Genomic DNA, 15,934 nt, shown 5'->3' with positions numbered 1-15,934 from the left:
CCACAAAGGTGTAAAATAGGGAACGTTTATTAACCATTTACACTTTATTTAATACCCATGCTCCAATGGAGGAATGATTTAAATTGAGAGACATTACAGTTGAAGAGCTTGTCACGGGGGCGGAATATATTCCTGTTGATGTCAGATCGCCTATTGAACACGTAGAGGCTTCGATTCCAGGGTCAGTAAACATACCCCTGTTCACAAACGAAGAACGTAGAGAAATTGGAATCCTTTACAAGAATTCCGGAGAGATGGCTGCAAGATGGCGAGCAATGGAAATTGTTTCTCCGAAGCTGCCGGAACTGCTAGGAAGTCTTCGCGATATTGAAAATTCTGGAGCAGTACCTGTTGTGCATTGTTGGAGAGGTGGAATGCGAAGTAAAGCAGTCGCTACTTTCCTAGATTACGCAGGCTGCCAATCCTTTCGTCTTGAAGGAGGGTATAGAGCGTATAGGGAATACATTCTTCAAGCAATACCGCGCTTGATTCCTGATCGTTCCGTCATTTTACATGGGATGACCGGTACAGGAAAGACTGATATCCTCCATGAACTCCAAAAGGAAGGGCTTCCTGTACTGGACTTGGAAGGGATGGCCAACCATCGCGGGTCCCTTTTCGGTATGATTGGAACAGGTGAGGGATATAACCAAAAGACATTTGATGCCTTGTTGTTCAAAAGACTCCTGGAAATAAAGGGCTCCCAATATTTTATTATGGAAGCAGAGAGCAAAAGAATTGGTCGCGCTGTACAGCCGGACGCAATTTTAGAACGCAAAAATAGTGCCATGCATATCTATATCCATTCTTCCGTTGAAAGGAGAGTGGAAAGAATAATGGCTGAATACGTTGTTCCTTATAAGAAGCAGCCATGGTTCAAGGAGGAAGTGCTGGATAAAATTAGACGAATTGAAAAACGTTTGAAGAACCATCAGGTGATAACAGAATTAGAGCTTGCAGCTGTGGAGGAAGACTATCCTACCGTTATTCGTATACTCCTGGAATACTACTATGACCCTAGATATAGACACGCTTTGAAGGACTATGATGGGAAGTTCATCGAAATGGATGGCGATGTTCCAAATGGAATAACAGAAAAATTGAAAACCCATTTATTGAACTCTCAAATCCATGCATAATTTTCTTTAACGGAAAGCACTGCTTTCCGTTTTTTATATGTATAATTCTATAAATTGTCACATGAAAATTCGGAATATTTATTTATAATAGAGGCAGAAACTATCAAGCGGGAGGTTCTGAAAATGCGTGAATCTAAAAGTGGTCATCATCGCTACTCTACACATGAAGAAAGCTTATGTTTAATCAACAACGATGGAGTCGATTTGTTTATTTCAGGCCCTAGGTTCCATCAAAGCATCTGTTCTGCTCATATGGAATTTTTAGTGAAAACAGGCGAGCCTGTCTATGATTCATTTGCGGAAAAATGGAGGGAACCTCAGACACCAAAAGACATCTATCAAAATATCATGTTCTTCTAAACATTTACTCTGGATACATTATTTCCTTTTCAAGCATCATGAAAGAACTCTCCCCGACTTTAGGAGAGTTCTTATTTTTGTTTAATTATTTTTTTACAATAAAATTATTAATAGATAATACAATTTAGAAGTTTTCACTATCAATAGAGTCAAAACCTTTGTGCATATGAAAAACGAATGATAGAATGGCTATGAAAACGTTTTTCCCCAGAATTTTAACATTATTCAATTTAACAATTATGAAATATTCTGGTGGAAACGAAAACAAAATAATGAAATGGTAGGCGAGTTTTTTTATGAAAAAACCTGCTGGCGGCCAAGATGCTGCCTGGCCTGATTTTTTTGGGCCGAATCTTGGTTACGTTGTCGAACTTTATGAAAAGTATCAGGAAGATCCAAAATTGGTCGATTCAGAAATCAGGGAATACTTTGACAAAGGGTTTGTTCCTGAAATGCAGCAATCATCATCGAATGCAGACTTATCTTCCATACCGGTTGGTCTAGAGTCATTCAATCCTGAAAAGGTAGCTGCTGCGCTAATGATGGCTGAGCATATTAGAGGCTACGGCCATCTTTCTGCGGATGTTTTTCCGCTGAAAGACATGTCCTATGAAGATCCTAAATTGAATGAGAAAGAATGGGGACTTACCAACACTGATCTGGCTAGTATACCCGTAGAATTGATTTCTCCAAACGCTCCTCGAAATATTAAAAATGGTGCGGAGGCTATGGACCATTTAAAAAGCATTTACACAAATAAGATTTCTTATCAGTTTCACCATGTGCATGATCTAGAGGAAAAGAATTGGCTTCGCTGCAAGATAGAGAGTGGAAGTCTTGCTAACGAACCTAATCATGATAAAAAGAAAGCGCTTCTTAAAAGGTTAGCTGAAACGGAAGAGTTTGAGAGATTCCTTCACAGAACCTTTGTTGGCCAAAAACGCTTTTCCATAGAAGGACTTGAAAGCATGGTGCCGCTTCTCGATGAAGTTATCGCGGAATCGGTCCATAACGGTGTAGATACCGTTAATATAGGGATGGCTCACAGGGGAAGGCTGAATGTTCTTGCTCATGTCCTTGGAAAGCCGTACGAAATGATATTTGCAGAGTTTCAGCATGCACCGAATAAAGAACTGGTCCCTTCTGAAGGTTCAATCGGAATCAATTACGGAGGGACTGGTGATGTGAAATACCATCTTGGTCTTGACAGACAAATAAAAGCTGAAAATACGAGGAATGTAAGGCTAACCCTAGCCAATAATCCGAGTCACTTAGAGTTTGCGGGTGCAGTAGTTGAAGGATTCACGCGTGCGGCACAGGACGATCGTTCTATGCCTGGCTATCCAAAACAGTCGCAGGAAAAGGCTCTTGCTATTCTCATTCATGGAGATGCAGCTTTCCCAGGTCAGGGAATTGTAGCAGAAACCCTAAATTTGAGCAGGCTATTAGGTTATAATACCGGCGGTACTGTCCATGTCATTGCTAACAACACCATTGGATTTACAACAGAATCAACAGATTCTCGTTCTACCAGGTATGCGAGTGACTTGGCCAAAGGTTACGAAATACCAATTGTCCATGTGAATGCAGATGACCCAGAGGCTGTTATTGCAGTGGCAAGACTCGCTGCAGAGTACAGAGCGGTATTCGGCAAAGATTTTCTGATTGATTTGATTGGTTATCGTCGTTATGGACATAACGAAATGGATGAACCAATGACGACAAATCCGCAAATGTACAAGTTGATTCGCCAACATGCTACTACTCGCACTTTGTATGCCCAGAAGCTTCTTTCTCAGGGAGTCATGGATGAAAGTATGCAACAAAAATTAGATCAGTCTATTTCAGCTAAACTATCAGCGGCCTATGAAAAAGTTCCTGCTGCTGGTACGCATGTTGTGGAGGAAACCAATCCACCAGAATTTATTGAAAATGGTTTACCACAAATAAATACAAGTGTTGAGTTCCATGTACTGAAGAAAATGAACGAGGATTTATTGATATGGCCTGATAATTTTAAAGTGTTTGGAAAGCTTGAGAAAATCCTTAAAAGGAGACAAGCAGCTTTCGATGAGAACGGGAAACTCGATTGGGGCCATGCGGAAACGATGGCTTTTGCTACTATTCTTTCTGAAGGAACTCCAGTAAGGCTGACAGGTCAAGATTCAGAACGGGGTACATTCGCACAGCGAAATATTGTTCTCCATGATAGTGAGTCGGGAAGACAATTTTCTCCGCTTCACACATTACCGGATGCCAAAGCGGCGTTTGCTATTCATAACAGTCCATTATCAGAAGCTGCCGTTCTTGGCTTTGAATATGGTTATAACGTTTTTTCCCCTGAGACGCTAGTTTTGTGGGAAGGGCAATATGGAGATTTTGCAAATGCTGCTCAAGTCATTTTTGACCAATTTATCGCAGCAGGGAGAGCAAAGTGGGGTCAAAAGTCTGGCCTTGTGATGTTGCTGCCTCATGGTTACGAAGGTCAAGGTCCTGAGCATTCAAGTGCAAGATTTGAGCGATTCCTCAGTCTTGCAGCCGAAAATAACTGGACAGTTGCCAATCTTACATCAGCAGCACAATATTTCCATATTCTCCGTCGTCAGGCAGCAATACTAGATCAAGAGACAGTTAGGCCACTTGTCCTTATGACACCAAAGAGCCTATTGCGTCATCCATTGGTAGCTTCTAGTCCTATAGAATTTAGTGAAGGTAGCTTTAAAGCAATTTTAAATGAACCGAAACTGCCAAATCATGTAGATGATGTGGAGAGAGTGGTTTTATGTACAGGAAAGATCGCTATCGACCTTTCTGAAAAGGTGGATGCTGAAAAACATAATTGGGTGAATATCCTCCGTTTAGAAGAGATTTATCCTTTCCCGCTTGAAGAATTAAGGCATAGGCTTAAAGAATATACGAATTTGAAGGAAGTTGTGTGGGTACAAGAAGAGCCGAAAAACATGGGTGCATGGACTTTTGTTGAGCCAAGAATAAACGAAGCATCCGAAAATCGATTTAATGTACGCTATATTGGAAGACGCAGGCGTTCCAGCCCAGCGGAGGGGGATCCAGTCATCCATAAGATGGAACAAGCGAGAATCATTGAAGAAGCTCTAACAAAATAAAAAAACATATTTATTAAAATAAGAATGTGATAAGGAGAGGATTTAAGGTGGCAGAAGTAAAAGTCCCCGAATTGGCGGAATCCATCAATGAAGGTACGATAGCCCAATGGCTCAAGCAGCCAGGAGAGTTTGTGAAAAAAGGGGAGTATATCGTTGAATTGGAAACCGATAAGGTAAATGTTGAAATTATATCCGATTTTGAAGGAGTAATTGCTGAACTAAAAGCCGAAGAAGGGGACACTGTGCGAGTCGGAGAAACAATTGCTGTAATCGGGCAAGGCACAGCGCAAATTGACACAGGCAGAGAGGCGGAATCTGTGGATGAGCCGGACGGTAAAGCCCCACAGCCTGTTACGAATAATAAGGAAACTTCGGAAATTCCAGCTGAAGCAAGTCCCTCAGGATCTGAAACAGCAGACGAGCGCATTATTGCATCGCCTGCAGCGCGCAAATTGGCAAGGGAAAAAGGGATTAATCTTAATGAAGTGCCTGCTGCTGATCCATTAGGCCGCGTACGAAAACAAGACGTTTCAGCGTATGTGCCTGCTCAAAAGCAGCCGGAGAAACCAAGCGGTTCACAACCTGTTCTACAAGCTATGCCAACTGCTGAAAGCGGAAAAGAAGTTGAGAGAATTAAGATGTCACGCCGCAGGCAAACCATTGCAAACAGGCTTGTTGAGGTACAACAAACTGCTGCAATGCTTACAACCTTCAACGAAGTCGACATGACAAACGTAATGAATCTCCGTAAAAAATGGAAAGATCGTTTCCTAAAGGAAAATGACGTTCGCCTTGGCTTCATGTCTTTCTTTACGAAAGCAGTTGTGGCAGCTTTAAAAAAGACGCCATATTTGAATGCAGAGATTCAAGGTAATGAAATTCTTATGAAGAAATATTATGATATCGGGGTTGCGGTTTCTACAAATGATGGTCTTGTCGTTCCTGTAATCAGGGATGCAGATCGAAAGAACTTTGCAGAGCTTGAAGGCAGTCTCGCGGAACTTGCTGAAAAAGCGCGTCATAATAAATTAACACTAGGCGACTTGCAAGGGGGAACCTTCACAATCACTAATGGTGGGGTATTTGGATCATTGATGTCTACGCCAATATTAAATGGACCGCAAGTTGGAATACTTGGTATGCATACAATCCAAACAAGACCGGTTGCAATTGATGCGGATAGAATGGAAAATCGCCCAATGATGTATATTGCGCTTTCGTATGATCACCGAATCGTTGATGGAAAAGAAGCGGTAACTTTCTTGAAGACAGTGAAACAATTAATTGAAGATCCTGAGTCGTTATTATTAGGAAGCTAATTAGAAAAAGAGCTGATACGAAGGTGAATGAATGCCTTTGTGCCAGCTTTTTTCTATATTAGGGTTTTATAGAAGATACGTTAAATTAAAAACAGTTGCATTAAAAAATCGCCAGGGCATGCCTGGCGATTGACTTTTTTACCTGTTCTTAAAGGGTTGTAAACCTCTGCGTGCAATTTCATCTTTTAAAATTTTTGCCCAATCCTTATCCTGATCCGTCTTTAATGCATCCCGATACGAAGCCACCAATTGTTCGTTGCTCATAATCTTCATTTGCATTCCTCCTCGGTAAGAATGGATTGAATATTCAATTTTTGTATACAAACTTATTGTAAAGGTTTATTAAGATTTTGAAAACCCCTATATAAAACCTGAATTATTCACCGTGATCTGAAATTCTGGGTATTTAATGAAATTTTTAAAGTTTAGGTGAATTTTTACGGAGAAAATAATCGAATGACAGGAAATTTAAAACGATTCTTGGGAGGAAACCGATTTTTGGACAGACTTCTCCCTTGGTGCAGGTTCGATTTATTTTAAAAGGGTATTTATTCAAATTTTAGTTGTTGCACTCGGGTGAGTACGTCCCAAAAAAAGCGTTCATACACAAAACTCGAGGACATTTTAAAATATAGCGAGCGTCCGGATTTCACCAACTTACTTGCCACTTTGATTAGCCGGGTACGAATCGTTTGGATTTGAATGCCCTTATACTTGGTCGGAAAACTGAATGTCCGTAACCAGTTCGTGAAGTTATAGGCAAGCAGACTCAACATCATCCGAGCTTCATTGATCAGAAAATCATGGCTTTTCATCTGATCAAAACCAAAGCCATCTTTCGCTTCTTTGATGAAATTCTCCATTGTGCCCCGCTGTTGATAAGATGTGACAATCGCTTGGGGCGAAAAGGCTTCACCCAGACTCGTCACAAAAAAGGCATGTGAAAATAACAATTCACCAGCAGGGCGAATGGACTGAATGATAATACGACGAGGCTTTGACCAAGAAGATGCTTGGTAAATGGACTCCTCTACATAGCTTTCTGTCACGGACACATCATGAATTTCATGTGCTGGGTGTAGTTCTTCCGCAAGTGCTTTTAACTTGGCGTTCGCTTTTAGACGAATGATATAGTAAACCGATTCCTTTTCGCATAATTCATATAGACCAGGCACCGCGAAGCCACTATCGCCACGGACTAGATAAGATTTTTCGGGGAAAACTTCGTTATAGTGCTCGATGAGTGGGCGCATAAAATCTACAACACCATTGGAAGTATAAACGTTTCCCGGGCGCAATTGCGCTTTCAAGAAATCACCTGTTAGCCCATCAAATGCGACTAGTGGATGAAAGCCTGTTGTAGAATAATGCGCGTTGTAGGAAGAATTTTCTTGGTTTCCGTATGTATCGGCATGTGTGGAATCCAGGTCGAAAATAAGTGTCTTCGATTGTCGAGCATGATGAACCCGGTCAAGCAGTTCCTGATTGGCTGATTGAAGTTGGTTTAGTGCTTCCGTGTCAAAGCGCTTAAAAAATCGTGATAAGGACGGTTGAGAAGCGAGTGCAGATTTGCCAAGAACCTGTGTGAAAACCGGATCATGTGTTAAACGGTCCGCTGCATCATCCTCATGATAGCCAGCGATCAGCTGATAGATTTTTTGACGAAGTAAATGTTCATTCGTATGGAAGCAATACGTGCGTTCATCTTTTAATTGGAGATGTTTTGAAATCGTTTGTGAGAAACTGATTTTTTCATCAAACTCACGAAAAATGAATTCTCCAGTGTCAGAAGAAAGCGCACCACCATCATTAGACAATTTAATGGAACGGTTGAAATGTAGAGTGTTTTGCGATAAAGTAGCCATTAGAAGAATCCTTTCTAGTTGGTTGGTGTTTAGTCGCAATAACCATAACAGAAATGGATTCTTTTTTCATCTTTTAAGTGAAAAAGAGAATCCCACAGAAAAGCCAACAAGTCGGCTTTTCTGTGGGATTTTATATATATCGGTGAATAATCTAGGTAAAAATCTTTTAAAAATAGCACTTTCGACATATATCTTAGGAGGTTAAGGCGAAAAGTGAAAGTAAACATCAAAATTTCTGACGAAAAATTGATTCTTGAAAAGAAAGGAAAGAAGGAAAATGAACAGATAATATTGAATATTCAATCAACAGAGATATATAATATATTAGCGTTTTTTTAGATGTTTGGAGAAGGAGGGGAAGAGGAAATGGCGGGAATTTTAAATACTACGGTTGGTGAATTGTTGGAAGAAAAGGCTAAGCTGCACCCGAACCATGAAGCTGTTGTTTATTCTGATCGCAACTTGCGTATGACATACGAGAACTTCAATAATGTTTGCAGACAAGCAGCAAAAGGATTGATGAAGCTTGGTATTTCACAAGGAGAACACATAGCAATCTGGGCAACCAATACACCGGAATGGATTATCACTCAATTTGCAACAGGAAAGATGGGTGCTGTTTTAGTTACAGTAAATACGAATTACAGGGCTGCTGAGTTGGAATATCTGCTGCGGCAATCAGATGTCTCTACAATTATCCTTATTGAACAATTCAAAGATACCTCTTACATCGACACGCTTTATGAAATTGTTCCCGAATTAAAAAGCGCAAAACCTGGGCAGCTCAATACCCTAAAACTGCCACACCTTAAAAATGTAATTGTCCTTGGAGAGAAGGCTTATCAAGGAGTTTACACATGGTCGGATATTATGCAAATGGGAAATGGCATTAGTGATGGAATGCTCGATGCAAGAATGGCTGCTCTACAGCCGAATGATGTAATTAATATGCAGTACACATCTGGTACAACGGGCTTTCCCAAAGGCGTTATGCTTACACACAACAACATTGTGAACAACGCTTATAATATCGCTTCTTGTATGAAACTGGTGATAGAAGACCGCCTTTGTATTCCTGTCCCGTTTTTTCATTGTTTCGGCTGTGTGCTTGGCACGCTGGCTTGTGTGACTGTAGGAGCAACAATGGTTCCGGTCCAAGAATTTTCCCCAAAAGCAGTTTTATCTACAGTTCAAAAGGAACGATGTACGGGGCTGCATGGAGTTCCTACCATGTTTATCGCCGAATTAAATGATAACGATTTTAAACAATATAACTTGTCTTCTCTGAGAACCGGCATCATGGCTGGGTCAAATTGTCCAACAGAAGTGATGAAAGCAGTGATCGAGAAAATGGGGGCTAGGGATATAACCATTGCGTATGGGCAGACCGAAGCCTCTCCGGTTATTACTCAGACAAGAACCGATGATCCACTGGAGATAAGAGTGGAAACAGTAGGGAAGGCTTTGCCGCAGGTAGAAGTAAAAATAGTCAAGCCGGGAACTTCTGAAGAGGTGCCTATAGGCATGGAGGGAGAGCTTTGTACAAGAGGCTATCATGTGATGCATGGTTATTATAAAAACCCCGATGCAACACGTGATGCTATTGATGATGAGGGATGGCTGCACACAGGGGATCTAGCAATCATGGATGAAGTTGGGTACTGCCGGATCACCGGTCGATTGAAAGATATGATTATCCGCGGAGGAGAGAATATTTATCCTCGGGAAATCGAGGAGTTTTTATATACGCATCCGAAGATTCAGGATGTACAGGTGATAGGGATTCCAGATAAAGTATATGGGGAAGAGGTGATGGCGTGGGTGATCTTAAAAGAGGGAATGTCGGCAGAAGAAAAAGAGATTCAGGAATACTGCAATGGAAAAATTTCTAGATATAAAATACCTAAGTATATCTCTTTCGTCAAACAATTTCCAATGACTGCTTCGGGCAAAATCCAAAAGTTTAAGCTTCGCGAACAGGCAAAGAAATATGTTAGTACGTTAAAAATCTAAATTGTAACAAAACGCTTATAATTATATATGAACATTTTGTTACAACTATATCTTATAAAATATTAACTCCATATAATTGTTATTAAGTTTGTTCTCTACGTTGAGATCAATTTTATGGAGGTCTACCGGTATGAAATGGTTAATTGTTTCAATACTTTGCTGCATTAGTTTGCTTTTTATTAGCAAAGCAGCAGAGCTATGGCTAATGGATCAAAGCATAGCCGAAGTATCTTTTCTCGGCATGTCTATCGGCAAGCATGTTGCCAGAGAAAACTTCTCAGGCTATGCACTAGGCTTTACTGCTGCCGCTTTCATTCCGTTGATGGTGGCTGCTAATGTTCTTTTCCGTTACAGGAAGAATGACTAAAATAATTCATTATCATTTTTCAAAAGGTTCTTGGTTTTCCAGGAGCCTTTTTTCATTTTCGTTCGTTTAATCTTGAAGAAAACAGGATAAAAATACAATAAATCTTCATAAACATTCAATCACATAATTTCCTGAAACGGTATAATAAAGGTGGAAATAAACGGTACCAGTAATAAAAAAACTCCAGATCTTACACAATGTTTTAGGAAATAAAGGTTTCGTTCCGGCATGTTCGGTGGTATATAAACACAGCCGACACCTTGGGGAAAACAGCCGGGAAAGAGGGAGTTACCATGAAGAACAAACTTTTACAAAATGATATATATGATATTATATATGATAATACTTGTTTTCCATATTTGCAGTTTATTCGGGTGGATCAAATTTGTGGCATCCGTTATGTCACGATGCAGAGTATTGTCACCGGAGAGATGTTTACCTTTGAACAAGGAGATATATTGCATATAAAGAGAATAAACAAAATAGAAGGAGAGCAGCAAGTTGATAGGAAGGGGATTGCATAACAGTTAGTTTATTCTTTATACTAATAGATATTGATGTATAGAGGAGTGGCAATAAATGATTCACTTAGATTGGCATGGAAGAGAAACGATTAAAAAGGTGAAGTGCGTACATACAGATGCTAAGAAATATGTTGTAAACCGAGTCCTTACCGAAGGAAAATCATACGATGTAAAAAATGAAACAGAAGAATTTTACTTCCTTATCGATAACTCTGGTAAGGTTGGAGGTTATTACAAGGAGTATTTTGAAGTGATTTAGAGCTGCAGGTGAACCTAGCAGCTTTTTTTGGTGGGGTACAAGAAATGGGAGACTATTCGAAATACTGTTTCCTTCAATATTCTAGCCGGCAAGTGGCCAGATGTAAAAGAAAGATTATTGTTGATAATTAGTTACAATAAAGGACAGTGTTATTAATGAAATTTATTGCAGTGGGTATAGGGGGCATTGTCGGCAGTCTGTTAAGGTATTTCGTAATGGTTACTATAGAAGGTCCGTTGGCAACGGTGTCGGTTAATATAACAGGGTCCCTTTTGCTGGGCTGGTTTACAGCGGCGATCGTGGAGAAACAAATAATTCGTATTCCTCCTGTTCTGGTTGTATCAATCTCTACCGGAATGATAGGGTCTTTTACAACTTTTTCTGCATTCAGCCTTGACACAATGAAACTCTTGCAAGAGGGAAGAGGGATTCAAGCGATGCTGTATCTCTTTCTAAGTATGGCAGGAGGGCTATTAGCGGCAATGCTGGGCTTTTACCTCGGCGGATTAGAAAGGAGTCATGGGAGGAAGAAATGACGACACTAGTCCTAATCTCCATTGGCGGGTTTCTAGGAGCTGTTTGCAGATACTTTCTACAGATTCGACTTGCACCCAATTTCACTCCATACGGAACTATCATCGTTAATTTAACTGGTTCTCTCTTCCTAGGATTTTTAGTTGGCGGGGATATCGGTCCGGATATTTTTAGGTTTGCAGGCACTGGGTTTATGGGAGCATTTACAACCTTTTCGACAATAAATATTGATATTTTAAAGCTATGGCTATCAGGTAGTTACAGAGCTGGAATTTCCTATTTAACCGTAACCTACTTAGGAGGATTTCTGGCGATTTTTTTAGGATATTACATTGGCGGGATGATTTATTAGAGCAATAGAAACGGCTGCACTATTTATGAGTGCAGCCGTTTTATTATTGTAATGGACTTTACATTAAGAAGCGTTTTCGTTTCTCTGTTTTTCGTTGTATATTTTTCTTGAAATAATGGTTTGTATTGTTAAGAAAGTTCCTCCTACTGTCCAGTAAAGCGGCAGAGCTGCTGGTGCATTAAAAGAAACCATTAGGATCATCAATGGGGACAGTAAACCGAAGAATCGCATCTGTTGTCTTTGCTGCTCTGGTATGTTGGACTGGGAAGCCTTGAATTGAAAATAATATACGACTCCTGCTGCAATCGTAATGATTAAATCAGGCTGTCCTAAGTTAAACCAAAGGAAGGAATGCGTCGCGATTTCCTCTGAACCTCGGATTGCATAATAAAGTCCCATAAGAATTGGCATTTGTATTAAAATTGGCAAGCAGCCCATCTGCAATGGGTTGACACCGTGTTTTTGGTAAAGTCCCATCATTTCTTGCTGCAATTTTTGCTGTTCTTTAGGATCTTTTGTCTTTTTCAGCTTTTGCTGAATAAGATCCATCTCGGGTTTAAATATATCCATCTTTTCTTTCATTTGCTGCTGTGCTTTATATTGCTTTAGCATGAGCGGCATTAAAACGAGCCTGATCAATAGGGTGATCATAATAATGGCAATTCCGTAACTGCCGGCAAATAGTTCAGCAAAGATATGAATCAGCATTGCAAAAGGATTCACAAATGTCCTTTGAAAGAAAGACGCGTCTCCTCCGGTAGATTGGCATCCCGCTAGTAGGATAGCAAAGGCAGACAGCATCATTAGCAAAATTGTCTTCTTTTTCATTTTTCTCCTCCTGTTGTTTATGAATGATAGCTGATAGGAGAAAAAGGCTGCAGGTCATCTTCTTTGCTTACTTTCATTCGAACACGCCGCAATAATTTTAGTGTAAATCTGGTGTTTCCACCTGATAATTCTTTATAAATAAAATCGGTTGGCTGTAAGTTGAAGCTTAACTTCCTTAAGCAAGACTGGATGAACGGCAATTCCACCCGAACGATCCATAATACACTTAAAGAAACGCTAAGAAGAAAGGTTATATAAACAGTGTATACCGTAGTAAAATCAAAGTTTTGAAGGTAAATCTCAAACAAATATGTCACCTCTCTAAAGACATCTACCATCAATTTAAAGGTCAATGATATGAGTATAAAGCAAGATGGTGCAGGAAGCAATCACCTTCTATAATACGAACTTATATTGATAAAGTTTCATCCTGGTTTCAACCTTTCCAAAAAAGGCTAAACAATAGCAAGATTATATTGCCTTTGGAAAGGGGAAGATAATATGAAAACTGTCTATGGGTTATTCATCGATACAGGCAGCGCTGAAGAAATGTTTTGGGACCGCGGTGTTTGGGCGACTTCCGAAGCTTGTGAAGCGTATATAAATCAAGTGATGGGACATGTCACAGGAATACGTATCGGTGAACTGAAAATAAACGATGCGTTTCCCGCAGCTGCAGACGAGGAAGATGGCATGATTACCTGTTCTCTTTGCGGGATTGATTACAACGAAGCAGATGTGAATGTCCTAGATTATGAAGAACCTGTTTGTGTCAATTGCGAACCGGAATATAGGCAGTCGTTAGATATGGCATAGAGTGGAATAGAGAAGGAGAGGAGCTAGGAAGTTGGAGGAAGTAGATTTACATCATGTATTTGAATTAGGCTTGTTGCTTGTTCTACTTGCAGCAGCTGTGACAGCAGTGGCCAAGAAAATAAAGCAGCCATATCCGATTGCCTTAGTCATTGTCGGTGCGCTCATTGGCTTGGCGAACATTCCTCTCTTGGAACCGTTGAAAAAGCTGATAACAGAAGGGGAAGTTTTCAATTTTGTCATTGTAACTTTATTCCTTCCTGCGCTTCTTGGTGAAGCATCTTTTAAATTGCCATACAATCACTTGAAAGAAAATAGAATACCAATTCTTTCCCTTGCGGTCGGGGGAACATTGATTTCTTTTTTGATAACTGGTTTTGCAGCGTTGTATTTTCTTGATTTACCGCTTCCTGCTGCTTTTGTTTTTGGTGCATTGATGAGTGCGACAGATCCAGTCAGTGTTCTTTCTATTTTTAAATCACTCGGTGTAACCAAGAAACTCTCAATTGTGATTGAAGGGGAAAGTTTATTTAATGATGGGCTTGCTGTTGTCCTATTTAAAATATCTGCTTTTACTTTATTGAGCTATGTTGAAGCAGGATGGATGGGGCTTGGCTCAGGAGTAATGGATTTTGTAAGGGTAATTGCAATCGGACTAGCAGTCGGCGGACTTATGGGTTATGGATTCTCCATATTAACAAAATTTTATGATGATTATCCTTTAGAAATAATATTTAGTCTCATTTTATTTTATGGTTCATTTTTTCTTGCTGAACGTTTCCACGCTTCTGGAGTAATCGCGGTAGTGGTAGCTGCGATCATTTTTGGGAACTATGGCGGCAAAATTGGAATGACGCCTACGACCAAACTAAATATCCATAACTTTTGGGATGTGGCAGCGCTTCTTGCTAATTCTATTGTGTTCTTCATGGTTGGTCTTGAAATCACCGTCATTGAGATTCATGAGAAATGGGAATTGATTGTTGGATCTATTGCAGTAGTCCTTCTTTCAAGAAGTGCAGCAGTTTATATTAGCATGGCTTTTATCAGGAACTTTCCTGTTAAATGGCTTCATATTCTTAATTGGGGGGGCTTAAAAGGATCACTATCTATTGCGCTAGTCATGAGTCTTCCTAGAGGCTTTCCTGCTCGTGACGAAGTATTAGTGCTGGCTTTCAGCGTTGTTTTGTTTTCCCTTGTCGTACAGGGGCTAACAATTAAACCGTTCATCGGAAAGCTTGGCATTATTAAAAGGGAAGAAGAAAGCGAATACGAAAGCCTTGTTGCAAAATTAAACAGATTTGAAGGAGCAATCCAGGAGGTACGCCATATACAATCAAGGATGTATGCGGTTGAACCGACAACAGATGAAGTGGTTGCTGAATATGAAAAAAGAATTGTGGAAACACGGGAAAAAATTGAAAAACTATATAGCCGAAGCCCCGAAATAAGGGAGAAGCTATTGGATACACTTAGAAAGCAAGTATTATATGCGGAAAGTGAAGCAATCGATAAGCTGGAGCGCGATGAAATTATTACTGCCAAGGTTGCAGAAAAGGAAAAAGAGGAAGTTGTAGCTTGTCTTGTGGAAATAAGCGAAGAAAATAATTAAAAAGACAGCACTAAAATAAACAGTACGCACTGAGAGGGTACTGTTTATTTTAATGCATTTTCATTAATCCATATAACTTACTTCAGCAGTAAGCAGGTTTATGGCATTTTCAACACTATCCTCACTAGGAGGCTCAATATCCTTCAAAGGATACTCCAATCCCAGCGCTTCCCATTTATAAACGCCAAGTTTATGATAAGGAAGTACATCGATTTTTTTGATATTCTCTAGTGTACCAATGAACTTACCTAACGATTGAAGATCATCCTGATCATCGGTTATACCAGGTACTAGAACATGCCGTATCCAAATCGGAACCATACGTTCCGATAAGAACCTGGCAAATTCAAGGATATGATCATTAGGCATCCCTGTAAGATTAATGTGTTTTTTTCTGTTAATATGCTTTAAGTCAAGAAGAATCAAATCAGTATATTGAAGTAATTCCGCTAATTGTTCCTGAAAATGAGCATTTGGCGAGTAACAGCCGCCTGAGGAATCAATGGCAGTATGAATCCCTAGTTTCTTGCATTCTTTGAACAATTCTATCAAGAAAGGAATTTGTAAGAGCGGCTCGCCTCCGCTAACAGTGATCCCTCCACCAGAGGATTCAATGAATGGAAGATAGGTTTTCAAATCATCCATGATATCGGAAACACTCATCGATTTTCCAGCACCTATTTCCCATGTATCTGCATTATGGCAGAATTGACAGCGCAGAAGGCATCCTTGGGTAAACACGACATAGCGTATGCCAGGCCCGTCTACAGTGCCAAAAGTTTCAATTGAATGAATGTTTCCGTTCATGATGTTTCCTCCTTTGA

At 40.0% G+C, this 15,934-nt stretch carries 16 protein-coding genes; 12 read left to right on the top strand and 4 right to left on the bottom strand.

Going from position 1 to position 15,934, the window contains the following annotated elements; translation table 11 throughout:
• Nucleotides 1-83 precede the first annotated feature (83 nt).
• The 4 genes from mnmH to odhB all read left to right on the top strand — a co-directional run bounded on the left by mnmH (nucleotide 84) and on the right by odhB (nucleotide 5,943).
• Complete coding sequence (gene mnmH / locus BQ5796_RS08385) at nucleotides 84-1,139, top strand: tRNA 2-selenouridine(34) synthase MnmH (protein WP_071459827.1); 1,056 nt, start codon at nucleotides 84-86, stop codon at nucleotides 1,137-1,139.
• A gap of 123 nt (nucleotides 1,140-1,262) precedes the next feature.
• On the top strand, nucleotides 1,263-1,499 hold the full coding sequence (locus BQ5796_RS08380; protein WP_071459826.1) for a hypothetical protein: 237 nt from the start codon (nucleotides 1,263-1,265) through the stop codon (nucleotides 1,497-1,499).
• A gap of 296 nt (nucleotides 1,500-1,795) precedes the next feature.
• Nucleotides 1,796-4,624 carry a 2-oxoglutarate dehydrogenase E1 component gene (locus BQ5796_RS08375; protein WP_071459825.1) on the top strand — a complete coding sequence of 943 codons (2,829 nt, stop codon included), beginning with the start codon at nucleotides 1,796-1,798 and terminating at the stop codon, nucleotides 4,622-4,624.
• A gap of 47 nt (nucleotides 4,625-4,671) precedes the next feature.
• Nucleotides 4,672-5,943, top strand: coding sequence for a 2-oxoglutarate dehydrogenase complex dihydrolipoyllysine-residue succinyltransferase (gene odhB / locus BQ5796_RS08370; protein WP_071459824.1), 1,272 nt, complete (start codon nucleotides 4,672-4,674; stop codon nucleotides 5,941-5,943).
• Between the two features lie 138 nt (nucleotides 5,944-6,081).
• On the opposite strand, the gene sda is transcribed toward odhB, so the two are convergent.
• Nucleotides 6,082-6,216, bottom strand: a complete 135-nt coding sequence (gene sda / locus BQ5796_RS08365; protein WP_071459823.1) for a sporulation histidine kinase inhibitor Sda — start codon at nucleotides 6,214-6,216, stop codon at nucleotides 6,082-6,084.
• Nucleotides 6,217-6,491: 275 nt separating this feature from the next.
• The gene (locus BQ5796_RS08360; protein ID WP_071458948.1) at nucleotides 6,492-7,808 is read right to left on the bottom strand and encodes an IS1380 family transposase; all 1,317 of its coding nucleotides are present in this window, start codon (nucleotides 7,806-7,808) and stop codon (nucleotides 6,492-6,494) included.
• A 375-nt stretch (nucleotides 7,809-8,183) separates the two neighbouring features.
• Between BQ5796_RS08360 and BQ5796_RS08355 the strand changes: the two genes are divergently transcribed.
• The 6 genes from BQ5796_RS08355 (at nucleotide 8,184) to BQ5796_RS08330 (ending at nucleotide 11,857) form a co-directional block, all read left to right on the top strand.
• Nucleotides 8,184-9,821, top strand: a complete 1,638-nt coding sequence (locus BQ5796_RS08355) for an AMP-binding protein (protein ID WP_071461209.1) — start codon at nucleotides 8,184-8,186, stop codon at nucleotides 9,819-9,821.
• Between the two features lie 130 nt (nucleotides 9,822-9,951).
• Nucleotides 9,952-10,188 (top strand): hypothetical protein, encoded by a 237-nt coding sequence (locus tag BQ5796_RS08350; RefSeq protein ID WP_071459822.1) that lies wholly within the window; start codon nucleotides 9,952-9,954, stop codon nucleotides 10,186-10,188.
• A gap of 293 nt (nucleotides 10,189-10,481) precedes the next feature.
• Nucleotides 10,482-10,712: a hypothetical protein gene (locus tag BQ5796_RS08345; protein ID WP_071459821.1), complete on the top strand. Its 231-nt coding sequence runs from the start codon at nucleotides 10,482-10,484 to the stop codon at nucleotides 10,710-10,712.
• 55 nt (nucleotides 10,713-10,767) lie between these two features.
• On the top strand, nucleotides 10,768-10,971 hold the full coding sequence (locus BQ5796_RS08340) for a DUF6501 family protein (protein ID WP_071459820.1): 204 nt from the start codon (nucleotides 10,768-10,770) through the stop codon (nucleotides 10,969-10,971).
• A 155-nt stretch (nucleotides 10,972-11,126) separates the two neighbouring features.
• Entirely contained in the window at nucleotides 11,127-11,507 is a 381-nt protein-coding gene (gene crcB / locus BQ5796_RS08335; protein ID WP_071459819.1) for a fluoride efflux transporter CrcB, read from the top strand.
• Nucleotides 11,504-11,857, top strand: coding sequence for a fluoride efflux transporter FluC (locus tag BQ5796_RS08330; protein WP_071459818.1), 354 nt, complete (start codon nucleotides 11,504-11,506; stop codon nucleotides 11,855-11,857). Before crcB ends, BQ5796_RS08330 begins: the two co-directional genes overlap by 4 nt.
• 63 nt (nucleotides 11,858-11,920) lie before the next feature.
• Here BQ5796_RS08330 and yidC read toward each other — a convergent pair whose 3' ends face one another.
• Complete coding sequence (gene yidC, locus BQ5796_RS08325) at nucleotides 11,921-12,685, bottom strand: membrane protein insertase YidC (RefSeq protein ID WP_071459817.1); 765 nt, start codon at nucleotides 12,683-12,685, stop codon at nucleotides 11,921-11,923.
• Between the two features lie 501 nt (nucleotides 12,686-13,186).
• Here yidC and BQ5796_RS08315 point away from each other — a divergent pair.
• Nucleotides 13,187-13,501: a hypothetical protein gene (locus tag BQ5796_RS08315; RefSeq protein WP_071459815.1), complete on the top strand. Its 315-nt coding sequence runs from the start codon at nucleotides 13,187-13,189 to the stop codon at nucleotides 13,499-13,501.
• Nucleotides 13,502-13,532: 31 nt separating this feature from the next.
• Nucleotides 13,533-15,110, top strand: a complete 1,578-nt coding sequence (locus BQ5796_RS08310) for a cation:proton antiporter (protein WP_071459814.1) — start codon at nucleotides 13,533-13,535, stop codon at nucleotides 15,108-15,110.
• A gap of 63 nt (nucleotides 15,111-15,173) precedes the next feature.
• Here BQ5796_RS08310 and pflA read toward each other — a convergent pair whose 3' ends face one another.
• On the bottom strand, nucleotides 15,174-15,917 hold the full coding sequence (gene pflA, locus BQ5796_RS08305; RefSeq protein WP_071459813.1) for a pyruvate formate-lyase-activating protein: 744 nt from the start codon (nucleotides 15,915-15,917) through the stop codon (nucleotides 15,174-15,176).
• Nucleotides 15,918-15,934: the final 17 nt, after the last annotated feature.

The organism is Bacillus massilinigeriensis, assembly GCF_900111815.1.
Classification (GTDB): domain Bacteria; phylum Bacillota; class Bacilli; order Bacillales; family Cytobacillaceae; genus Mesobacillus_C; species Mesobacillus_C mediterraneensis.
The sequence above is the reverse complement of the archived record's forward strand: the minus strand, read 5'-3'. Positions and strand labels throughout refer to the sequence as shown.